This is a genomic window from Sediminibacterium sp. (genome assembly GCF_030695065.1).
In the GTDB taxonomy this organism is placed as follows: domain Bacteria; phylum Bacteroidota; class Bacteroidia; order Chitinophagales; family Chitinophagaceae; genus Sediminibacterium.
On the sequence record NZ_JAUYTR010000007.1, the window covers coordinates 190,427 to 211,861 of the forward strand.

Annotated in this window: 15 protein-coding genes and 1 riboswitch; of the genes, 8 read left to right on the forward strand and 7 right to left on the reverse strand. The window is 36.9% G+C overall.

Going from position 1 to position 21,435, the window contains the following annotated elements; all coding sequences use genetic code 11:
* Positions 1 to 8: 8 nt before the first annotated feature.
* Both Q8S25_RS02095 and Q8S25_RS02100 read right to left on the reverse strand, forming a co-directional pair.
* Positions 9 to 1,265 (reverse strand): homoserine dehydrogenase, encoded by a 1,257-nt coding sequence (locus tag Q8S25_RS02095; RefSeq protein WP_305534403.1) that lies wholly within the window; start codon positions 1,263 to 1,265, stop codon positions 9 to 11.
* A 24-nt stretch (positions 1,266 to 1,289) separates the two neighbouring features.
* Positions 1,290 to 2,393: a PLP-dependent aspartate aminotransferase family protein gene (locus tag Q8S25_RS02100; protein ID WP_305534405.1), complete on the reverse strand. Its 1,104-nt coding sequence runs from the start codon at positions 2,391 to 2,393 to the stop codon at positions 1,290 to 1,292.
* Positions 2,394 to 2,541: 148 nt separating this feature from the next.
* A riboswitch (SAM riboswitch) is annotated at positions 2,542 to 2,669 on the reverse strand.
* Between the two features lie 147 nt (positions 2,670 to 2,816).
* Between Q8S25_RS02100 and uvrA the strand changes: the two genes are divergently transcribed.
* Both uvrA and Q8S25_RS02110 read left to right on the forward strand, forming a co-directional pair.
* Positions 2,817 to 5,684, forward strand: a complete 2,868-nt coding sequence (gene uvrA / locus Q8S25_RS02105; protein ID WP_305534407.1) for an excinuclease ABC subunit UvrA — start codon at positions 2,817 to 2,819, stop codon at positions 5,682 to 5,684.
* A gap of 9 nt (positions 5,685 to 5,693) precedes the next feature.
* Entirely contained in the window at positions 5,694 to 6,185 is a 492-nt protein-coding gene (locus Q8S25_RS02110) for a hypothetical protein (RefSeq protein ID WP_305534409.1), read from the forward strand.
* Here the strand turns inward: Q8S25_RS02110 and Q8S25_RS02115 are convergent.
* The 4 genes from Q8S25_RS02115 to sucD form a co-directional block, all read right to left on the reverse strand.
* The gene (locus Q8S25_RS02115) at positions 6,182 to 6,592 is read right to left on the reverse strand and encodes a hypothetical protein (protein ID WP_305534411.1); all 411 of its coding nucleotides are present in this window, start codon (positions 6,590 to 6,592) and stop codon (positions 6,182 to 6,184) included. The genes Q8S25_RS02110 and Q8S25_RS02115 overlap by 4 nt on opposite strands.
* Positions 6,593 to 6,634: 42 nt before the next feature.
* On the reverse strand, positions 6,635 to 7,687 hold the full coding sequence (locus Q8S25_RS02120; protein WP_305534413.1) for an FAD-binding oxidoreductase: 1,053 nt from the start codon (positions 7,685 to 7,687) through the stop codon (positions 6,635 to 6,637).
* A 4-nt stretch (positions 7,688 to 7,691) separates the two neighbouring features.
* Positions 7,692 to 13,583: an alpha-2-macroglobulin family protein gene (locus tag Q8S25_RS02125; protein ID WP_305534415.1), complete on the reverse strand. Its 5,892-nt coding sequence runs from the start codon at positions 13,581 to 13,583 to the stop codon at positions 7,692 to 7,694.
* A 103-nt stretch (positions 13,584 to 13,686) separates the two neighbouring features.
* Positions 13,687 to 14,559, reverse strand: a complete 873-nt coding sequence (sucD, locus tag Q8S25_RS02130) for a succinate--CoA ligase subunit alpha (protein WP_305534416.1) — start codon at positions 14,557 to 14,559, stop codon at positions 13,687 to 13,689.
* Positions 14,560 to 14,694: 135 nt separating this feature from the next.
* Here sucD and Q8S25_RS02135 point away from each other — a divergent pair, with 135 nt between their 5' ends.
* The 4 genes from Q8S25_RS02135 (at position 14,695) to Q8S25_RS02150 (ending at position 17,372) form a co-directional block, all read left to right on the forward strand.
* Positions 14,695 to 15,285: a LemA family protein gene (locus tag Q8S25_RS02135; protein ID WP_305534418.1), complete on the forward strand. Its 591-nt coding sequence runs from the start codon at positions 14,695 to 14,697 to the stop codon at positions 15,283 to 15,285.
* A gap of 9 nt (positions 15,286 to 15,294) precedes the next feature.
* Complete coding sequence (locus Q8S25_RS02140; protein WP_305534420.1) at positions 15,295 to 15,756, forward strand: TPM domain-containing protein; 462 nt, start codon at positions 15,295 to 15,297, stop codon at positions 15,754 to 15,756.
* Entirely contained in the window at positions 15,757 to 16,554 is a 798-nt protein-coding gene (locus Q8S25_RS02145; protein WP_305534422.1) for a YgcG family protein, read from the forward strand.
* Positions 16,555 to 16,616: 62 nt separating this feature from the next.
* Positions 16,617 to 17,372, forward strand: coding sequence for a hypothetical protein (locus Q8S25_RS02150; RefSeq protein WP_305534424.1), 756 nt, complete (start codon positions 16,617 to 16,619; stop codon positions 17,370 to 17,372).
* Positions 17,373 to 17,420: 48 nt separating this feature from the next.
* On the opposite strand, the gene Q8S25_RS02155 is transcribed toward Q8S25_RS02150, so the two are convergent.
* Positions 17,421 to 19,877, reverse strand: a complete 2,457-nt coding sequence (locus tag Q8S25_RS02155) for a M1 family metallopeptidase (RefSeq protein ID WP_305534426.1) — start codon at positions 19,875 to 19,877, stop codon at positions 17,421 to 17,423.
* A 40-nt stretch (positions 19,878 to 19,917) separates the two neighbouring features.
* On the opposite strand from Q8S25_RS02155, the gene Q8S25_RS02160 reads away from it, so the two are divergent.
* On the forward strand, positions 19,918 to 20,460 hold the full coding sequence (locus Q8S25_RS02160; RefSeq protein WP_305534428.1) for a hypothetical protein: 543 nt from the start codon (positions 19,918 to 19,920) through the stop codon (positions 20,458 to 20,460).
* A gap of 4 nt (positions 20,461 to 20,464) precedes the next feature.
* Positions 20,465 to 21,196 carry a tRNA pseudouridine(38-40) synthase TruA gene (gene truA, locus Q8S25_RS02165; protein ID WP_305534430.1) on the forward strand — a complete coding sequence of 244 codons (732 nt, stop codon included), beginning with the start codon at positions 20,465 to 20,467 and terminating at the stop codon, positions 21,194 to 21,196.
* Positions 21,197 to 21,435: the final 239 nt, after the last annotated feature.

The following is a 21,435-nucleotide window of genomic DNA, read 5'->3' on the forward strand; positions in this document are numbered from 1 at the left end:
TAAATATATTAAATAACGCCCGCAAGTTCTAGGCTTCTCTTTTTTAAGTGAACAATATCTAAGTCATCTATAATTGCGTCTGGCGTTAAAACCAATGAAGTGTTGTTTTGCTTCCACCAATTATTGTTAATGAGTTTATTGCAATGCAAAACGCCAATTAAATATTTTCTTTCTGCTTGTGCATGCCATTCTTCTATCCATTCAAAATCTTCTCTGGGTATGTATTTCCAATCATCAAAACTTACATACACTTTCAAATAATAGTCGTTGGATAGTTCATGAGGTTGATGGTGGTATAATTTTTTATACTCGTATTTGTAATTATATCTTAATGCAGCAATATCACTTAATACTGCAGATGCAGTTGGGAAGCTTCCTGCTCCTTTTCCATAGAAAAATTGTTTGTCTGCAAAGCCCGATTCAATAACAACCCCATTGTATTCATTTTTTACAAATGACAATGGTTCACTCAGTGGTACAAATTGCGGTAATACAAATGCAGCTACTTTTCCATTTTTCAACTTTTTTGCTTGTCCAATTAACTTGATATCAAAACCTTTTTCTTTGGCTACTATTGCATCGGATCCCTGTACATTTTGAATGCCTGTAAATAAAATTTCAGTTGGTGCACTTACAATTCCATATGCATGGTTTAATAAAATGGTCCATTTGTTTAGTGCATCATATCCCTCCACGTCTAGCTTGGGGTTGCTTTCAGCAAACCCTAGTTGCTGTGCCAGCAACAGCGCTTCTGAAAAATCCAGTTTTTCTTCGAACATTTTGGTTAAGATAAAATTGGTAGACCCATTCACAATTGCCTTAATGGAATGCAATAAGTCGTTGTCATAATACTCTTCTAAGTTTCTAATTACTGGAATAGAAGCGCAAGCTGCCGCTTCGTATAAGAAAGGAAGGTCTGTTTCTTTTTGCAAAGCCAATAACGCGGGTAAATTATCGGCAATCATTTTTTTGCTCGCACTTACTACCGACTTTCCATTTTTTAATGCGGTTGATACAATATCAAACGCAGCCACTGAATCATCAATTACTTCTACTATTACATTAATTTCCGGGTCTTGCAACAATTCGTTTTTATCGGAAGTAAATAATGCTTCCGGCGCATTTCTTTTCTTGGCTGTATTCTTAATACATACTTTTTTGATGCTCGCTTTTAATGAGGGTGTTTGTTGCAATACTTTGTACAATCCTTCTCCAACTACACCAAATCCAAATAATCCGATTATTAACTGTTTGTGGGTTTCCATTTTGTTTCTTTCTTTTAGGGTTTGTTACTTTATTATTTCAATGGCATCTAAAACATTTGCTAAGTCTGCAATTAGGTCTTCTGCTTCTTCTAAGCCAATAGATAAGCGTATTAAACTATCGCTTACACCAGCTGCTCTTCTTTTTTCTGCAGGGATTGATTTATGGGTCATATTTGCTGGATGTGAAATCAAGCTTTTGATTCCGCCCAAACTTTCTGCTAACTTAAAAAGTTGGGTGCTGCTTACTATGTTAACCGCAGCATCATTGGTATTGTTTACCAAAGTGAATGAAATAATACCACCATTGGCATAATATACTTCTGCTATTGCTGGGTGCGTTTTCAAGTACTGCGCTACTTTATGTGCTGTTCTGCAATGGTGTTTCATACGCAAATGCAGGGTTTCAATTCCTCTGATCACCAACCAACTGTCAAAGGGGGCTAATACCGCTCCACAAGCATTTTGGAAGAACTTTAGTTTTGCGCCTATTTGTTCATCCTTGGCTATTAAAATGCCTGCAATTAAATCACTGTGTCCGCCCAAATATTTAGTAGCACTATGTATTACTATATCTGCACCTAGTAATAAGGGTTGTTGTAAAACAGGCGTTGCAAACGTATTGTCTACACAAAGCAAACAGTTGTGCGCTTTTGCAATGGTAGCAATGGCTGAAATATCAGCAATTTTTAAAGTAGGATTGGTAGGTGTTTCTAACCAAATCAATTTGGTATTGGGGGTAATAGCTGCTGAAACTTTTGCAATATCACTGGTATCTACAAAATGCACTTTAATGCCATACTGCTCGTACACTGCAGTAAACAAGCGATAAGCGCCACCATAAATATCATCTACTGCAACTATTTCGTCTCCTGTTTTTAAGAGCTTAACTACTGCATCAATAGCTGCCAATCCACTGGCAAATGCTAGGCCTGTTGCTCCATATTCTAGTTTGGCAATCAAGTTTTCTAATGCTGCCCTTGTAGGATTATTAGACCTTGAATAATCATAGCCCTTATTGATGCCCGGGGCTTCTTGCACAAATGTGCTGGTTTGATAAATGGGTACTGAAATAGCACCCGTAAGCGGGTCTACCGGAATACTGTGAATGAGTTTTGTTGCACTGAGCATGATACGATGTTTTTTATTTTAAAAAATATCGTTCTTGTTAATCTCTAGGTATAGTTGATTGCTTGGTTTGCACCAAAAAAAAACCCACCTGATAAAATCAGATGGGCATATATAATTTTCCTTTCGGTAATAATAAAAGCTTGACTCTGACTTATCTTCCCCGTTGCAGTTTTAGTACAATCAGGATGGAATTGGCACCTTCATACTACAGAGTGAATGTAATATGGGTTGCCAAGGCTTCACAGGGCCAAAACCCTCCGCCTTTCTTGATAAGATTATTAAAGAACTACTGCAAAGATAGTGCAGCGGATTTAATCCACCAAATTAAAAGTCTACTAAATTAGTAGGGTAATATAATTTTCTCTTTTTTAATCCACTTCAAACATTGAAGGCCTTCCCTTGTTTGTATCTTTAACCTCCATTATGGCAAAGAAAGAAATAGGCAAGCAACCCACACTTGAGAATGACCAAGATTATATTCAGGTTTTTGGTGCCAAGGAACATAATTTAAAAAATATTGATATCTCTATTCCTAAAAACAAATTGGTTGTTTTTACTGGGGTTAGCGGAAGTGGTAAATCTTCTTTGGCTTTTGATACCATTTACAACGAAGGTCAACGCCGATATATGGAAAGCTTTGGCGCTTATGCCAGACAGTTCATGGGCGATATGGAAAGACCTGATGTTGATAAAATTACGGGCCTTTCTCCGGTGATTTCTATTGAACAGAAAACCACTAATAAAAATCCCCGATCTACTGTTGGTACCGTAACAGAAGTGTACGATTTTCTTCGTTTATTGTATGCAAGAATTGGGGAAGCATATAGTTATGAGACCGGTAAAAAAATGGTGAAGTTTAGTGAAGAGGAAATTGTAGAAAATATTTACGCTCGTTTTAAGAATAAAAAAGTAAGTCTACTGGCTCCTTTAATTAGAGGAAGAAAAGGGCATTATAGAGAATTGTTCGAAGAGATTCGCAAGAAAGGGTTTTTAAAAGTAAGGGTAGATGGAGAAATTCTAGATCTTACGCCTAAGTTGCAAGTGGATCGTTATAAAATTCATGACATTGAAGTAGTGATTGATCGCTTGCCTGTTACAGATGAAATGCGTGTTCGTGTTAGTCAAAGTGTGCAGCAATCCTTAAAAATGGGTAAAGACTTGTTATTTCTTTTAATAAACGATACCAATAAAACGATTCAGTATTCTAAACAGTTAATGTGCGAAGACTCAGGTATCAGTTATGAAGAGCCTTCTCCCAATGCATTTTCGTTTAACTCTCCTTATGGTGCTTGCTCTACATGTAAAGGTTTAGGGAATGTATATTCGATTGACATGTCGGCAGTTATTCCCGATAATACTTTGAGTATTAAAGAGGGTGGAATTGCTCCGTTGGGTGTGCAGCGTGATGCATATATGTTCAGGAATGTAGAACAGTTGGCTAAGAAGAATAAAATCAATTTAGATAAACCCATTAAAGATTTGCCCATTGCGGGATTGAATATCTTATTATATGGTAATCCGGAAGGCGATACTTTAGAAATAGATAATCCCGAAGAAATTGCTGGGATAGATCCGTACAGTGGAGATTTTGAAGGCATTATTCCTATGCTGAAGCGTTGGTTTACGGGCGTTAAAAGTGATGGTATGCGAGAGTGGGTGGAGCAATATATGGAATTGAAATTGTGTACCAGTTGCCAGGGCAATCGGTTGAAAAAAGAAAGCCTTTGGTTTAAAGTAGATGAAAAAAATATTGCTGAATTAAGTGCACTTAATTTAGATAAACTACATCATTGGTTTGTTGGATTAGAAGAAAGGTTGAATAAAAAACAAAACCTGATTGCTAAAGATATTTTGAAAGAAATAAGAGAAAGAGTACAGTTTTTATTAGACGTTGGATTAACGTATCTTTCATTAAGCAGGTCTTCTAGAACCCTTAGTGGTGGGGAATCTCAGCGTATTAGGCTGGCCACTCAAATTGGGTCTCAATTGCAAGGAATCACCTATATTTTAGATGAACCTTCCATTGGTTTGCATCAAAGAGACAATCATCAATTGATTCATGCATTAAAAAATTTGAGGGATATTGGGAATAGTGTGTTGGTAGTAGAGCATGATAAAGATATTATGCTGGCTGCTGATTATTTGGTAGACATTGGCCCTAGGGCAGGTAAATATGGTGGTAATATTGTTGCAGAAGGCACTCCTGCAGAAGTATTGGCTTCTAACTCTGATACTGCTCAATATTTAAATGGGCAAAAATCTATTGCAGTTCCTTTAGAAAGAAGAGTAGGGAATGGAAAAGAATTGATTTTAAAAGGGGCAACAGGAAATAATTTAAAGAATGTTACTGTGCGTTTTCCATTAGGAAAGTTGATTGTGGTAAGTGGTGTGAGTGGTAGTGGTAAGAGTACTTTAATTAATGAGACTTTGTATCCACTTTTATCTAAACATTGTTACAATAGTAAAGTGCATCCTATGCCTTTTGTTTCGGTGAAAGGCTTAGAACATATTGATAAAGTAATTGAGATAGATCAATCTCCCATTGGTAGAACACCTAGAAGCAACCCTGCTACTTATTGTGGTTTCTTTACCGAAATAAGAACCTTGTTTGCTGCAGTGCCCGAAGCTAAAATTCGGGGCTATGCTGCTGGTCGTTTTTCATTTAATGTGAAGGGCGGTCGTTGTGATGTTTGCGAAGGGGGTGGTATGAAAGTGATTGAAATGAATTTTCTTCCGGATGTATATGTGAATTGCGAAAAATGCAATGGTAAAAGATACAATCGCGAAACATTGGAAATTCGTTACAAAGGAAAATCAATCAGTGATGTATTGAATATGACGGTAGATGAAGCCTGCGATTTCTTTCAACCAGTTCCTTTCATCTATCGTAAAATTAAAGTATTACAAGACGTTGGCTTGGGTTATGTTACATTGGGCCAGTCTGCGGTAACACTTAGTGGGGGTGAAGCGCAGCGCGTAAAACTCGCTACTGAATTAGGTAAAAAAGATACCGGTAAAACATTTTATATTTTGGATGAACCCACCACTGGTTTGCATTTTCAAGACATTAGTCATTTACTTGATGTATTGAATAAATTAGTAGACCGTGGTAATTCGGTGCTGGTGATTGAGCACAATTTAGATGTGGTTAAAATGGCCGATCATGTAATAGACTTGGGTCCTGAAGGGGGCGATGGAGGTGGTCAAATATTATTTGAGGGTACACCAGAAAAAATGCTTTTGCACAAAACCAGCCATACTGCTCGCTTTTTAAAAGCAGAAATGAATTAACTTCAAACCATGAATTTAAACGACTTAAATTTTTTGCCTGAATGGGACGAAAGCAGGTATAAAGTAGGACCGGGAGATGCTGCGGAAGAATGGCGCAGAGGTCCTGCTAGGGCTATTGCCAAAGCTATGTACAATCAATGGAGAGAAGTATTTGGTTTGGTGATTGCTTTTGCTGAAAACCTAGCAGATGATGGTGAGGAAACACATCCTGCATCTACTAAAGCGCTAATTTATGAGAACGTAATGATTGTTGCACCTAAAATTATTGGTGCCATCAGTATGGATTTATATGTGCTCAAAATGGAGAACGCTTCTAATATTAGAACCAATGCCAAACAAATGATGGAGCAGATTGGTTTTGCAGTTCTAATGGGCTGGGCCGATGAATCGCATAAACATGTAATTGAAGAAGCACTGTATAAATTTAGAGAACTCTTTAAGCAGTGGGTTAGCACTTTTCAAAAAGATGCTTACGAAGATGAATGGGGCTTATTTGTTTAGTAGTCTGATTTCTTTGTGTGTAAAGGTTTCCATATTAAATAATAGTAGGCGAGTATTAGTATTCCTATTGTGAAAGGAATAAGGGCCAAGTGCTTAAATGTATAATTGCCCCAAATTGGAAGATGATCAAACCCGAAAAATTCACTAACCATCCAATAAGAGTTGGCTGAGATCCAAACGGTAATTGCCAGATTATGACATAGTTCCGACACATATTGTCTGGTTCTATAGGCAATTACAATCGATATAATGAGGGTAGGTATAATCATTGTTGTCCCTAGCCATTTTAGACCCAAACACCAGGCTACGTCTTTGAATAACCAAAACACAATGTGTAGGTTTTCCATCTTTCTATACTTTAATGGAATATCATATCTATTGTTGTGAACCGAAGGGGCTTGCTCCATGCCTAATTCATTTGAGGCACAATATTAATTTTTTGTAATCAATTAGCGGCTTAAAATATTCTTGAACCTTTGTATATCTGCCAATGGGTTAATAGGCTCGCCTTGCAACATATGACGGGTAAGCTGATTGGCAAAATAAGGGGCTAAGCTGCAACCCTTGGTGCCCATGCCATTTAATACCCCTATATTTTTTTGAATGGGATGGAAGCCCACAAATGGTCTACGTTCTACATTGGCTGGTCTTTCTGATGCTATATGGTCTACCACTTCATAAGGAAGCTTTAGCCAATTGGTTAATTGTTGGGTTGTTTTTTCTAAAAATGATTGAGTTGGCTCAAGGTGATCGTATTTCCATTCATAGGTAGACCCAATCCAAAACAAATCATCTTTCCAAGGAACCACGCTAATTCCTTGTTTATATATATTGTTTCTTGGCAAGTTTGGTATGGAGGCAATTATGGCTTCCCCTTTATTGGTTGCATAGGGGAGTAGTTCAAAATATGGATTATTAATTCCCCCTGTTCCCTCGCAAAAAATAATCTGTTTGGCTTTGATGCCTTTCCACTCTATACTATTTGGATGGATGGTACAATCTTCCCAATTAAATTTTTCGGCTATCAAAGCATTTTGTTGAGCTAATTTTTTTCTAAATGCACTCAGCATTTCTTGCAATTGAATTAACCAGCATGGATGAATTTCTCCCACTCCAAATAATAAATGAAAATAAGCTTCCCATTTTTGCGCATCTGCCTCACTTAAATAGGTTGTTTCCTTGGGTAATCTTTCCGAAAACGCCACCTTGTTCTGTGGGGTTGCATGAAAGTCAAGAATATTGCATTGACTAATTAAATGCGTATTCAATTCTTTACCCAATTGCGTATAGGCATCTACTGCATATGGCATAAATAATTCTATTTCCCATGTGCGTACGATTCTTCTTCCAGTTACCGGATTAATGACCCCGCTTGCTACTTTAGTTGCACTGTTCGGGATGGATTCGTCTATCACTAATACTTGTTGTCCTGCTTTCATTAGGTTCCAACTCAGCATAGTGCCGCACAAACCTTGCCCTATAATAATCGTATCAACCTGCATAGTACTATTGTTCTATTCTTAATTTGATTGCATTGGAATGTGCATTAAATGCAGGCGCATACATACTTTGCATGCTTGCAAATCCAGCTGTATACAATCCTTTATGTGTTGCCCTTATGGTATAAGTAAATTGGTAATTTCCCTTTGGTAAATAGCTGAAGAAATAATTATTACTTACATCTTTAGTGCTTTGGTAATAAAATAAATTTTCTTGAAAACGATATCCACTCAATTGGCTGGTAGGTTCTGTTGCGGCAGGTCTTAAATCTTTCAAATGAACATAATCCATATCTCTGTCTACTTTCATGGATAATGAAACAGTAATTAATTCTCCTACTTTTACTGGTTCATTTTCATTCAATTCTACCCAAGCTTTATTTCGTTCAACCAATAATTTTTTATTAATCAACATTGGTCCTGTGCTTGCAGTAATTTCATCCATATTGGCTAAATACTGCCAGTAAATACTTCCATAAGAGGGTTGATCGGAAACCATATTCTGCGTGGCAGTTGTAACGGTTATATTTCCCATTTCTGCTTTTACTTTATCTCCTTCAATTCTCTTTTTAAAATAACCAGATCCTTCCATTGTTTTTTCTGTTGCCGTACCAATGGTTGTTTTACCTAATTCTATTCGCACTGCTCTTTTATTGCTCATCCATTGTTGACCATTGGCTACCAAGCTGTATACTGCATCTACAGTAGCAATTCCATTACCCCAATGATTGGTTTCTTTATTGAGTATTAACCAGGTAAGCATTGCATTGATTTGCTTTTGATAGGGCTTGGTGGGGGTTTCGCTGTTGATTTCGCTGAAGCAATCAATCATCATGGTTTGATGTACTATTGGCATTGCATACCAACGAGAAGTTAATCTGTTTTTCCAATACATTCCTTGTTGAGTATTGATTACGGTATTTTCTAATAATGCTTTTAAAATTTTATTTGCAAAACTATTTTCATTATTTCTTTTGGCAATGATTGCAATCATTGCTTGCGCATATTGATTTTGTTTATCCCAGCTGTTGCGGGCTATTTGCCAATAGGCTTTATAAGCGGTATCATTTTGAATGATATTTTCTCTGTAAAAACTTCTCATGTATAAATAATCCAATTGACTGCTTTCAATTTGTATGGGTTTGCTCTTTTTGTATTCATACCTGATTGCTTCATCGGTAAATGCCAACGCCTTCATCAATATTGGTCTTAACTGCGCCGATATAGATGGTGTAATGGCGCCGATTCTTTTTAATTTGCCGATGCCTGTTAATATGTAACGAGTGATGTATTCGTCTGAACGCCCACCTTCAAACCAACTAAAGCTTCCATCGGGTAATTGTAGCTTAGCTAGTTGAACTAACCAGGCTTCGTTTTCTTTGGTAATGGTTTGTACATCCATTTGATTGGCCAATTCTCTCAATAAAATATTGCCCGATTTGGCATCCATTACCCAGGGCGTTTCTTGTAATAATATTTGTTTGAGTTCGGCATTCTTTTCTAGCGGATTATTTAGTACTGTACTATCCTTTTTCCATTCTTCTAGAACGGTTGCAATCCTTGGATATTTATTCAATAAATGCAAAGCCATCAGGTTGGCATAAATGCGATTGAATTGATGAATAGCGGAACGCTCCGGATCAGTTTTTAAATATCCCAATGCCTGCACGGCATTCCATATGGGCTGTGTGGTATATTCTACTGTTAATCCTTGTGTACTTATTCCTTCGCTTTGATTGTTGAGTAGTTTTTCAAAACGAAATTGTTGGGTCGTATCTTTTTGTAAATAAATGGGTAAGTTTTCTGTAACCAATTGCCTATTACTTAAAACCGCAACCGTATTTTCTTCCCCATCGCTTAACTCATTCGTTCTTGCTATAATTCGATACCTGAGTGGCTTATTATAACTAAAAGGAACTTGTATAGGAAACTGTGCAATGCTCGACTGCCGTGCTTCTACGGTAAAATATTGTTGCGGAAAAACATTTTGAAACCATCCGTCTACAGATGTTTGTGTAGTTGCGTCTATTAACTCTAATGCAATCGTGCCCGTTAATTCTTTACTGGTTAGGTTGGCAATTTTTACACTCAATTCCATCTGATCGCCCTCTCTTAAAAAGCGTGGGATATTGGGTTGCACCATCAAACTTTTTTGCGTCATCAATTTTTGTTCGGCATAGCCTGTTGCCAAATCCTTGGTATGTGCAAAGCTCATCCATTTCCATTGGGTTACTGCATCCGGAAACTGAAAACTGAATTGGTATTTTCCTGAACTGTCTGCATATAGTTGCGGAAAAAAGAAGGCAGTTTCATTAAAGTTGGCTCTTACTTGAACCAAATCTTGGGCTTGCTTATTGCCAGGTATTAATCTTCCATTTCTAATAATATCTCCTGTAATAGGGTCTACTATTTCTACCGAAGTAAATACTTTGTCGTAATTCTCTTCTTTAATGGTGCTGGATCCTCTAATTGCAATATTGCTAGGTGAAGGTGAAGCAGTCATTGCTTTTTTTGATTCAGCGGCCATGGTTTCATACATTCTTTGTTCTCTTATTCTCCAAGCCAGATTAATGGATGACAAAAGACTTGGTCGCTCATAAGGTTTAGCTTCGCAAAAACATTCATTGTTGTCAAATTGACGGATGGATTCTGTTCTAAAAATACTGCTACTAAAATTGGTACTGCTGTTGTTGGTATTCCATAAATTCAACGGATCCCATTTATTCGGATACAAAGCATCTAAACTTGCATCGTACATAGCAGTTAATATTTCTGCCGCTTTTTCTTTTCCATTGAGACCCTCTATTTCAATTGTCCAAGTTTCTTTTGCTCCTGGCTCATTGATATTTCTAAATGACCCAGTTCTAATTTTTAATTCCTTATTGTTGAATGGAACAGCAATGGCATGTTGATGGGTAAACAGTCTGCCCATCCATATATAGGCTTCAGTAATAACCATTCCTCCTCGGTCTTCTGGTGCAATAATGATTTGTTGCTGTATCAGTTTAGTCAATTGTAAAAACTGATACTCTTCTTTGCGTTCTGCTTTCTTTATTTTTTTGGTAACATAAGTGTTTTCTATTGGGTAATTGATAACAGCCAAAATACTATCTCCTGGTATATTATAGTTGTTGGAATAATAATGAAAAGCATGTTTGCTCTTTTTTCCCTCATTCACATCATATATAGTGATTATTTTTTCTGCAGTTATTGGTAAACCAAAGCTGTCAATTGCCGATGCTTTTATTTTGTACATACCAGTCTCCAATTGATTCATGGGGGTTGGCGTTTCTTCTGTGGCCCAAGTATCTTGGTTGGCTTCGGTTTGGTATTCGTCTGAGGGGAAATATTTTTTGTAAGTGGCTTCATCAAACAAATGCAAATCAGACTTACCCCAATATTTTTTTCTTGTAGGCTTATTTGGTTGTATTACTCTATACAATGCAGTTTGAATAGGCACATTTTTTTCATTGCCTAATTGATCTATTGCAGTTGCATTGATTGTTTTAAATCTTTCTTTGTTTACTGCAATGGGATGGTTAATGACCAGTTGCCAGGCTGTTTTAGTAGCTGTTAAGTTAACATTGCCCGATTGGGTTTCTCCATTTAAATCGGTGATATCTGCTTGTATAATATAATTAACAGAAAAATCATTGGATAGTTCCTTGGTAGAATCATAAATGGCTTTAAATGAAAGGGTATAAGCACCTTTTTCGTTGGTAATTCCTATTCCACTGGCTATTACTGCCCCTGATTGATAAATCGGGTCCATATTTCTTGCAATCGGGTAGGGGTATCTGCCATATTGCTTCACTGTGAATTTAACCTTGGCGCCATTCACAATATTTCCTGCATAAGCTTGAGCTTTGATGGTATAATGAATGCTGTCATTTAATCGGTAACCTATTTTGGGTTGATCAAAAATAAGTTTAATGCTAGGTCGTTTGTATTCTTCTACCTTAATGTTTTTACTAGAATAATTAAACAATTGTGCTTCAATACCAAAATTGCCTGTTAATCCATTTATGGGTAAAATAAAACTACCCACGATGGAACCATAGTGATTAATGGGTAATAACAATGAATCGATTCTTTGCCTATTGGCATTGGTTAAATATATTTTTATTGGGTTTTTCTCCTCAACAATTTTACTAAACTTAGTATCGTAATCTTTGGTTAATGCTATTCCTTTAAATTGTACCGCCTGACCTGGTCTATAAATAGATCGATCGGTGAAAAAATAAATCCTGCGATTGTTTTGCTCATAAGTAATTCTTTCGTTAGGCTGATTGTTGTATTCTTGGTAACGATATTCATATTCACTAAAAACGAGCTGGCTTTTCTTTTTGTTGATTTCTATTTGGGTATTCCCATTTAGTTTTTGGGGAATACTGAATTGACCGTTTTCATTGGTCTGTGTTTGATGTATTAAAACCGTATTCGTGGTAACGGTTTTATAGTCGTATTTGGTTTCGTATATTTTTACCTGTGCTTGCTCTACCGGTTTACCAGTTGAATACTCTCTAATAAAATAATGGTTGTTGTCTTTAAAGTATACCCAATCTGCTACTGCAAAATGCATGTAACCAATTTTGTTAACTGCCAAGCTGAAATCCTTCCCTGTGCTTGTTAATACGATATAGTTACCCTGTGGTAATGGGTCTATTTTGATTTCGGTATAATGTGTTTGGTAATCATTTGCCTGCAATAAGGGGATGGTTTGTTCTTGCACCAATTCTTGTTTGAGCAATTCCTTTATTTGATTGTCACTGGAATTAGTCTTTATTGTAAAATTTGTATTTACTTTTAATACTTTCAAAAAAAGGGTATCGGTATTTTTATAACTCAGGTATGCCCGAAATGGTTTTTGGGTTTCATTAATCTGCTCTATCTCCATCCAAACCTGCTTACTTTTTATTTCATTGAATAAGTCGGATAGACCACTTTTTTTATAGTGGGTGCTGTCTACCTCTTTTGCTGCTTGTTCAATAATACTTATTGCTTTTACTAATTCAAATTGATTGATTGTATTGTTCAATGCATGATATCGCTTCCCTTTTTCAGCAATTGTATTGGCTATTAAAAACCATGCTGCTGCTTTGATTGATGAATGGTATTCTGAATGGGTGTAGTTTTTTAGCTCTGTTAATAATTCTTCTTCCTTAATTAATTGATTTTCTCTTTTCCATGCTAATAAATCCAATTTAAACCTAGCTACTATATTATTCCTTTGCTCATTTTGGTGAATCCGAAATATAGCGTCATAGAGTCCTGTAATCTTCTCTTTGTTTTCGTTGCTTCCATCATTGCCTAAATCGCTGCTGTAATACTGTATTTGCTCGGCTATTAATAAATGGTATAAACTGTAATTTTTCAGCGGCTCTGATCCACCTAAAACAATGGCAGAATAGGTATCAATATAAATTACCTGTAATTCTTTATTTGATTGGTTTGCTGCTTTAAAATGCATTTCAATGCTGTCTTTAAAAGCATTACTGTTCCAGTTTCTTCTACTTAATAATGTCCATTTTTGTTTAGTATAGTAATCGTTGTATTTTTTGGCAATAATGGTATGGATTACCGCCTGCATTACTGGTGAATTGGCTTTTTTTAGTACACCCTTAAAAATGTTGAGGGTATTGTTGAATCCTTCTTCTGTTATTTCATTTTCCAAATCTGCCTTATACACCAGGGCTTTTATTTGCTCTGCTTCTTGCTTTTCTACAACTGCTTTTTTATACAATTGGTCTACTTTATCTATAGCAGTTTTGGTTAATCGCTCTTTTAAAATGAGGCTATCAATTATTTTATATGCTGCGGTGTAATTTGTTTCTTTCGATTGTTGTGCTTTTGCTATTAAAATGGATAAGCAAAAAAATAACGATAGTATTATGCGCATGTATAGTTGATTAATAGTCTTCTGTATTGATGCAAGATGAGGCATTTTGCATAAAAAAACCCGAAGCTTTAGGGCTCCGGGTTTGATATTAACAAATGCTTGTTTATTTTTTTAATGCTGCAGCCATGGTAATGCCAATATCTGCTGGGCTTGCTACCACTTCAATACCACATTCTGCCATGATTTTCATTTTAGCTTCTGCGGTATCTTCTGCTCCTCCTACAATAGCACCAGCGTGTCCCATTCTTCTTCCGGGAGGTGCTGTTTGACCTGCAATAAAGCCAACAACAGGCTTTGTTTTATTGTCTCTAATCCAACGGGCAGCTTCTGCTTCCATGCTACCTCCAATTTCGCCAATCATTATAATGCCATCGGTTTCAGGATCGTTCATTAATAATTCTACTGCTTCTTTAGTTGGGGTTCCAATGATTGGATCTCCACCAATACCAATGGCTGTGCTTATTCCTAATCCTGCTTTTACCACTTGGTCTGCTGCTTCGTAGGTTAGGGTTCCACTTTTTGAAACAATTCCAATTCTTCCTGCTTTAAAAATAAAGCCTGGCATAATGCCCACTTTTGCTTCTTCTGCAGTGATTACTCCAGGACAGTTTGGCCCTATTAAACGGGTATTGCTTCCTAGTAAGTAATTTTTTACTTTAACCATGTCTTGCACTGGTATGCCTTCTGTTATACAAACAACTAAAGCAATTCCTGCCTCTGCTGCTTCCATAATGGCATCTGCCGCAAATGCCGGTGGTACAAAAATAATACTCACGTTTGCACCTGTTTGCTTTACCGCATCGGCTACTGTATTAAAAACGGGTTTATCTAAATGGGTTGTTCCACCTTTATTGGGGGTTACACCACCTACTACATTGGTTCCGTATTCAATCATTTGGGTTGCATGGAATGTTCCCTCTGTTCCGGTAAAACCTTGAACAATGATTTTGGACTGCTTGTTAACTAATACTGACATAGCCTATCGTTTCGGAGATTTTTAAATTTTGGGGCAAAAATAGGTGAAAAAAGCCTTGGAAAAAGCTAAATGTCATTCTGCCACAAATTAAATATGGCATTCGTTTTGTATATTCATTTCTTCAAATATTAAAACATGAACACAAAGAGAATTACCCTTATTGTCATTATCGGATTAATTGTATTAATTGGTGGTTGCGGCATGAGTGGTTATAATGGGTTGGTTAAATTGGATGAAACCGTTAGCCAGTCTTGGAATAACGTACAAAGTGACTATCAGCGAAGAGCCGATTTGATTCCTAATTTGGTGAACACAGTTAAAGGGGAAGCTAATTTTGAGCAAACAACTTTAGAGAATGTAGTTAAAGCAAGAGCAAGTGCTACTCAAATGAAAGTGGATGCCAAAGACCTTACTCCTGAAAAACTACAAGAATTTCAGGCTACCCAAGGTCAATTGTCTCAGGCTTTAGGTCGTTTGTTAATGGTGACTGAAAACTATCCTAATTTAAGAGCCAATGAAGCATTCCGTGGTTTGCAAGCGCAATTAGAAGGTACCGAGAATCGTATTAAGGTTTCTAGAAACGATTTTAACGCCGCAGTTGCTGCCTATAACGTGAAAGCAAGGTCTTTTCCTATGAATATTTTGGCCAGCATTACTGGTTTTAAAGTAAAAGAAGGGTTTAAAGCCGATGCGGGTTCTGAAAAAGCACCTGAAGTAAAATTCTAAATCCCTTGCATGTTTGGATTATTCAAAAAGAAACAGCGGGAATATTTTACCCCTGCTGAAAAGGAAACTATTGTTGCTGCAATTCAACAAGCTGAGCTTCGTACTAGTGGCGAAATCAGACTATTTGTAGAGTCCAAATGTGAAATGGTTAATCCTGTTCATAGGGCTAAAGAAATATTTTATCAATTGAAGATGGATCAAACAGCATCCCATAATGGGGTGCTGTTGTATTTAGCTATGGACGATCATCAACTGGCTGTTTTTGGCGATGAAGGCATTCACCAGAAAGTGGGTCATGCATTCTGGAACAAAGAAGTGGAGTTGATGTTGGCTGAATTTAAACAAAAGCATTTTGTAGAAGGTATTGCCCATATTGTTAAAGACATTGGTGAAGCCTTGGTTACCCATTTTCCTTATGATGGTACAACCGATAAAAATGAATTACCTGACGATATTGTTTTTGGAAAATAAATGAAGAAACTACTACTCATATTACTGTTGTTGGCTAATTTGTCGGGTGTATTTGCGCAGAGCGTTATACCTCCGCCTAACCCACCTAGATTAGTGAACGATTTAGCAGGTGTGCTAAGCAAAGAGCAGGTGGCTATTTTGGAAGAAAAGTTGGTTGCACTAGATGATAGTACTTCCAATCAAATTGCAGTGGTAATACTTAAAACTTTAGAAGGATATGAAGTTCAAGAGTATGCCAATAAATTATTTAGGTCTTGGGGCATAGGGAATAAGAAAACCAATAATGGGGTGTTGATTTTGGCTTCCATTGAAGACCGAAAAATATGGATTGAAGTAGGTTATGGCTTAGAAGGAGCCATCCCCGATATTACGGCCTCGAGTATTTACCGAAACGAAATTGTTCCAGAATTTAAACAACAAAATTATTACAGAGGAATTGACAATGCCATTAATGCTTTGTCTAAAGCCGCTGTGGGTGAATACAAAACCAAAAGAAATAAACCGAGTAGTGGTAAAGATGGGGGCGGTTCTATACTGACGTTTATTTTTATTATCATCGTAATCTTCTTGATTTTAGGAATTGGTGGTGGAAGAGGCGGCGGTGGAAGAGGTGGTGGAATGATGAGTAGAAGAGGTGCTTCCAATGTTGCAGAAGCTTTATTGTGGTCTACACTCTTAGGTGGTAATAACCGCGGTGGCGGAGGATTTGGTGGTGGAAGCGGTGGCTTCGGCGGAGGTGGATTTGGCGGATTCGGTGGTGGTAGTAGCGGCGGCGGCGGTGCCGGCGGCTCATGGTAATTACAATAAATATGCGGTGGCTTTTAAACCCTATAATTTCAATTATTGTATCATTCGTGCTTATGCACCAAAATAGTATTGCCCAAAACGCAATACCTACAAGTGATTTTATTGTAACTTATACAATCAACAACAATACTACTTTTCATATTCCCGGTCAGCCGTTTTTTTTACAGTCTAATAAAATTACGAGTACGAAGTTTAGCATACTTAGTGCAGCAGATGAATATATGCAGCTTACTGCAACAGTGCAATCAGTAAGAGGAAAAATTTTTGCTTTTGGGCAGGAACAAATTTTTAATAGTGACGATACTACGGGCTTAAATAGCGACGAATTGGCTTGGCTAAAAGAAATAGTGAATAAGCCCAAAACCATTGAAGTAAAACAATATCACGCTGTACAATCCCCCATAAAGACAAATCCTCTTTTTGATATTGAACAGGAAGATGTAGGCAAGTATTTTTTACCATTTGCTTCTTCTGTTGTAAAAGCAGGACTTAGTTGGTCCGATTCAACTTTTAGTGATAGTAGTAAATCCGTTCATCAATACCTGATATTGAAAGTGCAAGACAATAAAGCAACTGTTTCTGTTTTATCCGATTTAGTTATCAAAACTACTTTTGCGCTGTCTGGTCAAAGAATTCACCAAAACCTGAAAGGCATTGCTCGCGCGGAGCGAATTTATACTATTAGCGATGCTAGAATGATTTCAGAGTCGGTCTCCACTAAATTATCTGGTAGTAGTACTAGTAATGGAATAGATATCATTCCACTTACTATAGAATTAAAAGCTACCAGTTTTATTGAATGGAAATAAAAACGCCCCGAATGAATCGAGGCGCTTGTGCTTTTTTATTTGAAAATCTTAATTTTTCATTTTCTCTTTTACATAGTCGGCCAATGCTTGAGCACCTGCTGCTTCTTTTTTAGTAGCCAATCCTTTTAAAAATACATTGTTGATTACTGGATCTGTTTGAGGCCTTGCAGGGGCTGGTATTTCATTTCTAAATTTTACCACTGCATCTACTCCTGCTTTAAACTTTACTTCATCAGTTACTTTAGACAAGAATTCCACAATAGAAGACAATGAGCTAAACTTTGCTTGTGACAATGGCATTTTATTGAAATTGCCCATGATGTATTCGTAAGCTGATTCATCTCCATTGGCAATAATTACTGAACTGATTGCAGTGCTTAATCTTCCTTTTGCAGGAGATTTTATCAATTGATTGGCTAGTGCGTAAGCTTTCTTGCCGTCTAAATCATTTAATGCCAATAATGCTGCACCTGCTACTGAATACGAAGAGTCGTTGATGTACTGTTCAAATTGACTAGCATATGCTTGATTTTTTTTGGTTCCCAAAATAGTGATCGCATCTGCTCTTACTAATTTTGATGCATCTTCCTTTGCCATTTTTTCTATTAATGATAGGGTGGCATCGTCTAGTTTTGCATTTCCAAAACTGCCTAATGCTTTCATTCTTATTCTAAAATAGGAATCTTTTAAACCAGCTGCAACTATGGCATATGCTGCCGGATCTGTAATTTTTTTAGCTGCCATATCAATGGCTTCTCTTCTATCTAAATAGTGGCCTCCATATTTAAATTGGTGTGCATATTCTTCAATGGTTTTTGTTTCTTTTTTCTCAGCTAATAATACCTTGTCTGCATCTACATTAATTAAATCAGGTTTGGTAGCTGAAGTAAAATAAAATGTATCTGCTGCATTTTTTGCCCATACTAAATGTCTTTTTTTGCTTGCTCCATTGTACACATCAATGGTAACAGGCAATTCAAATAGTCCATTGCTCTGGGTTTGTTTTATTACTACCATTGCTTTTTGTGCTGCTGCATCATAGCTATTGCTGATAACTAAATTTGGATGTCCATTATTGAAGTACCATTGATTAAAAAACCAGTTCAGGTCTTTTCCTGTAGTTGCTTCAAACGCCAATCTTAATTTGTGGGCACTTCCTGTTCCAAATTTATTATCGGTTAAATATTTGTTCAGCGATTTAAAGAATGCATCGTCTCCTACATAATTTCTTAGCATATTCAATATTCTTCCACCCTTGCTATAACTTACTACATCAAACATGTCTTCCTGTGTGTTGTAATAAAAGCGCACTAAGTGTTTTGACGCATCTGCTTTGCTATTTAAATAGCCATTCATTGCGCTCCAGTTGGTGAATGCTGCTTCGTCTTTTCCAAATTTATATTCGGCCCATAAGTACTCACTGTAATCGGCAAAACTTTCATTCACTGTTAAATTACTCCAGCTTTCTGCTGTAACATAATCTCCAAACCAATGATGAAACAGTTCATGCGCAATGGTACTTTCCCAGCTATTGCCATCGGTTAATTCTCTGGCGTCTTGCTGTGCAGATTCTTGGTGTAAAGTGGCTGTTGTGTTCTCCATTGCGCCACTTACATAATCTCTACCGGTTATTTGACTGTACTTAACCCATGGATAGTCTACGCCTAATTTTGTTGAGAAATATTGCATCATTTCAGGGGTGTTACCAAAAATTTTCCTTGCTACTTTTTCGTAGGCTTTCTCTACATAATAACTAACTTCCTTTCCTTTGTAAGTGTCTTTAATAACTGCGTACTCTCCAACTCCCATAAAGAACAAATATGGAGCATGGGGTAAATCCATTTTCCAACTATCTGTTCTGGTTCCATTGGCGTTCTTGGTTTGCTTTACCAACTTACCATTGCTTAGTGTTACATATTTTGCTGGTACTGTTAAATTAAATTCCTGTGTAGTTTTTTGATTGGTTTTGTCAATAGTTGGTACCCATACTGATGTTGCTTCTGTTTCGCCTTGGGTCCAAATTTGTGTGGGCTTGGTCTTGTCTTCTCCGGTGGGATTAATGAAATATAAACCCTTTGCGTCTGTAATAGCTGCGCTCCCCTTAACTTCTAATTCATCGGGCTTTGCTGTATAATCTATATACACCGTATAGCTTTCATTGCGCGTATACGTTTTATCTAAATTGATTCGTAGTACCCATCCATCATATTGGTATTTGAGTGGTGTACTCTTTCCCGCTTTTACAATGGATACTTGTTTTATATCCATTCCTTTTGCGTCTAATTGCAAAGAATCTGTTGAATAAAAATGTGGCTTTAACGTTATCCAGACATTTCCGTTCAACCTAGACTTACTGTAATCAAAACTGGCGTTCAACTTAGTGTGTACCAAATTGTTTATTTTCTCTGGTACTGCTCTATAGACTTTTGGTGCTGCCGCTTTTTGTTCTTGCGCCATCAAATTGCCCACTTGAACTAGGGCAATTAGTAGTAATAGTTTCTTCATAATTGGTATTAAGTAGTAAATTTGAAAAAAGCAAGATTACATGTTCATCCGTTGTATTGTACGCCGTTTATCCTTTTTAACCGGATTTTTATTAATGGCGTTTTTAGTGAATGCCCAAAATAATTTCTTGTATATACAATCTGAAAACAATCAGCCTTACTATATACAGCTTAAAGGTAATGTGCATTCTTCTAATGCAAAAGGCTATCTATTAATTCCCAATTTATCGGATGGCGAATACAGTATGGTATTGGGTTTTCCTGCTGGAGCCTACAAAGAGTACAACTATAAATTCTCAATAGCCGGCAAGCCAAAGGGCTATTCCCTTAAAATTACCCAAGAAGGGGAGTGGATGTTGATGGACATGGTTTCATTGGCACTAATAAGAGGCGAAGCACCTGAGCAACCCATCACTGAACTGCCTGCTGATAAACAAATTGAAAAATTATCTGAACGAACAACTGAAGCTGGTTTAGAACAAGTATTTAAAGTGAAAAATGGTACCAAGTACGAAAATTTGGTAATATTGATACCAATTCCCAAGCCCAATATTGTTAGAGAAGCTCAGAAAAAGAATAATTAGTATTATGCCCAGGTATTTTTTGGAATTGGCTTATAAGGGCACTGCGTATCATGGGTTTCAAATACAAGACAACGCACCTACCATTCAATTGGCTATTGAAAAAGCCTTGCTTACTTTATTTAAAACAGAGATAGCGTTAACGGGTTCTTCTAGAACAGATGCAGGCGTTCATGCACTGCAGAACTATTTTCACTTTGATACCTATTTATCTATTACTAATAAGCATGTTTATAATTTAAATGCCATTTTACCCGAGGATATTGCGGTAAAGTCTATTAAAGCTGTTGCCGATACAGCACATTGCAGGTTTGATGCGGTTGCTCGATCCTATTACTATTATATATACCAGCAGAAGAATCCTTTTTTAAAAGACAGGGGCTGGTTTTATCCTTACGAATTAGACTTATCCCTTTTGCAGCAAGCAGCTGCTCTTTTAAAAAACCATACCGACTTTACCAGCTTTGCCAAGCGCAATACTCAAGTGTTTACCCATAATTGTTCTATTCTTATTTCGGAGTGGAGCATAGCCGCCGATCAACAATTCATTTATCATGTTCAGGCCAATCGCTTTTTGCGCGGAATGGTCCGTGGATTAGTGGGCACCATGCTTAAAGTAGGTAGGGGACAATTAACATTGGATGATTTTGAGAAAATCATTCTAGCAAAAGATTGCACTAAGGCCGACTTTAGTACGCCTCCTCAAGGATTATTTTTAGCTAAAGTGATTTTTCCTTAATTTTTTTTATTGCTTGAAAGCCTTGTAAATAAAAGGTTTTAGCGAACAAGCAATATTTAGTTTCAAAAAACATTTGTCGGGTAAAATATCCGTCCTATATTTGCATCCCGCTTAACAAAAAGGGGATGTTCTTTAAAGGTTTTAGGAGAGGGGATGAAGAAAAAAAGGCGAATAAAATTTTGAAAAAAGTTTGCTAGTTTAAAAAAGGTTTGTATCTTCGCCGCCCGTTCGGGAAAAGA

What these genes read in the sequence shown, in the direction of transcription:
- Q8S25_RS02095 (WP_305534403.1), bottom strand. Translation starts at nt 1,265, where the DNA reads ATGGAAACCCACAAACAGTTAATAATCGGATTATTTGGATTTGGTGTA.
- Q8S25_RS02100 (WP_305534405.1), bottom strand. Translation starts at nt 2,393, where the DNA reads ATGCTCAGTGCAACAAAACTCATTCACAGTATTCCGGTAGACCCGCTT.
- uvrA (WP_305534407.1), top strand. Translation starts at nt 2,817, where the DNA reads ATGGCAAAGAAAGAAATAGGCAAGCAACCCACACTTGAGAATGACCAA.
- Q8S25_RS02110 (WP_305534409.1), top strand. Translation starts at nt 5,694, where the DNA reads ATGAATTTAAACGACTTAAATTTTTTGCCTGAATGGGACGAAAGCAGG.
- Q8S25_RS02115 (WP_305534411.1), bottom strand. Translation starts at nt 6,592, where the DNA reads ATGGAGCAAGCCCCTTCGGTTCACAACAATAGATATGATATTCCATTA.
- Q8S25_RS02120 (WP_305534413.1), bottom strand. Translation starts at nt 7,687, where the DNA reads ATGCAGGTTGATACGATTATTATAGGGCAAGGTTTGTGCGGCACTATG.
- Q8S25_RS02125 (WP_305534415.1), bottom strand. Translation starts at nt 13,583, where the DNA reads ATGCGCATAATACTATCGTTATTTTTTTGCTTATCCATTTTAATAGCA.
- sucD (WP_305534416.1), bottom strand. Translation starts at nt 14,559, where the DNA reads ATGTCAGTATTAGTTAACAAGCAGTCCAAAATCATTGTTCAAGGTTTT.
- Q8S25_RS02135 (WP_305534418.1), top strand. Translation starts at nt 14,695, where the DNA reads ATGAACACAAAGAGAATTACCCTTATTGTCATTATCGGATTAATTGTA.
- Q8S25_RS02140 (WP_305534420.1), top strand. Translation starts at nt 15,295, where the DNA reads ATGTTTGGATTATTCAAAAAGAAACAGCGGGAATATTTTACCCCTGCT.
- Q8S25_RS02145 (WP_305534422.1), top strand. Translation starts at nt 15,757, where the DNA reads ATGAAGAAACTACTACTCATATTACTGTTGTTGGCTAATTTGTCGGGT.
- Q8S25_RS02150 (WP_305534424.1), top strand. Translation starts at nt 16,617, where the DNA reads ATGCACCAAAATAGTATTGCCCAAAACGCAATACCTACAAGTGATTTT.
- Q8S25_RS02155 (WP_305534426.1), bottom strand. Translation starts at nt 19,877, where the DNA reads ATGAAGAAACTATTACTACTAATTGCCCTAGTTCAAGTGGGCAATTTG.
- Q8S25_RS02160 (WP_305534428.1), top strand. Translation starts at nt 19,918, where the DNA reads ATGTTCATCCGTTGTATTGTACGCCGTTTATCCTTTTTAACCGGATTT.
- truA (WP_305534430.1), top strand. Translation starts at nt 20,465, where the DNA reads ATGCCCAGGTATTTTTTGGAATTGGCTTATAAGGGCACTGCGTATCAT.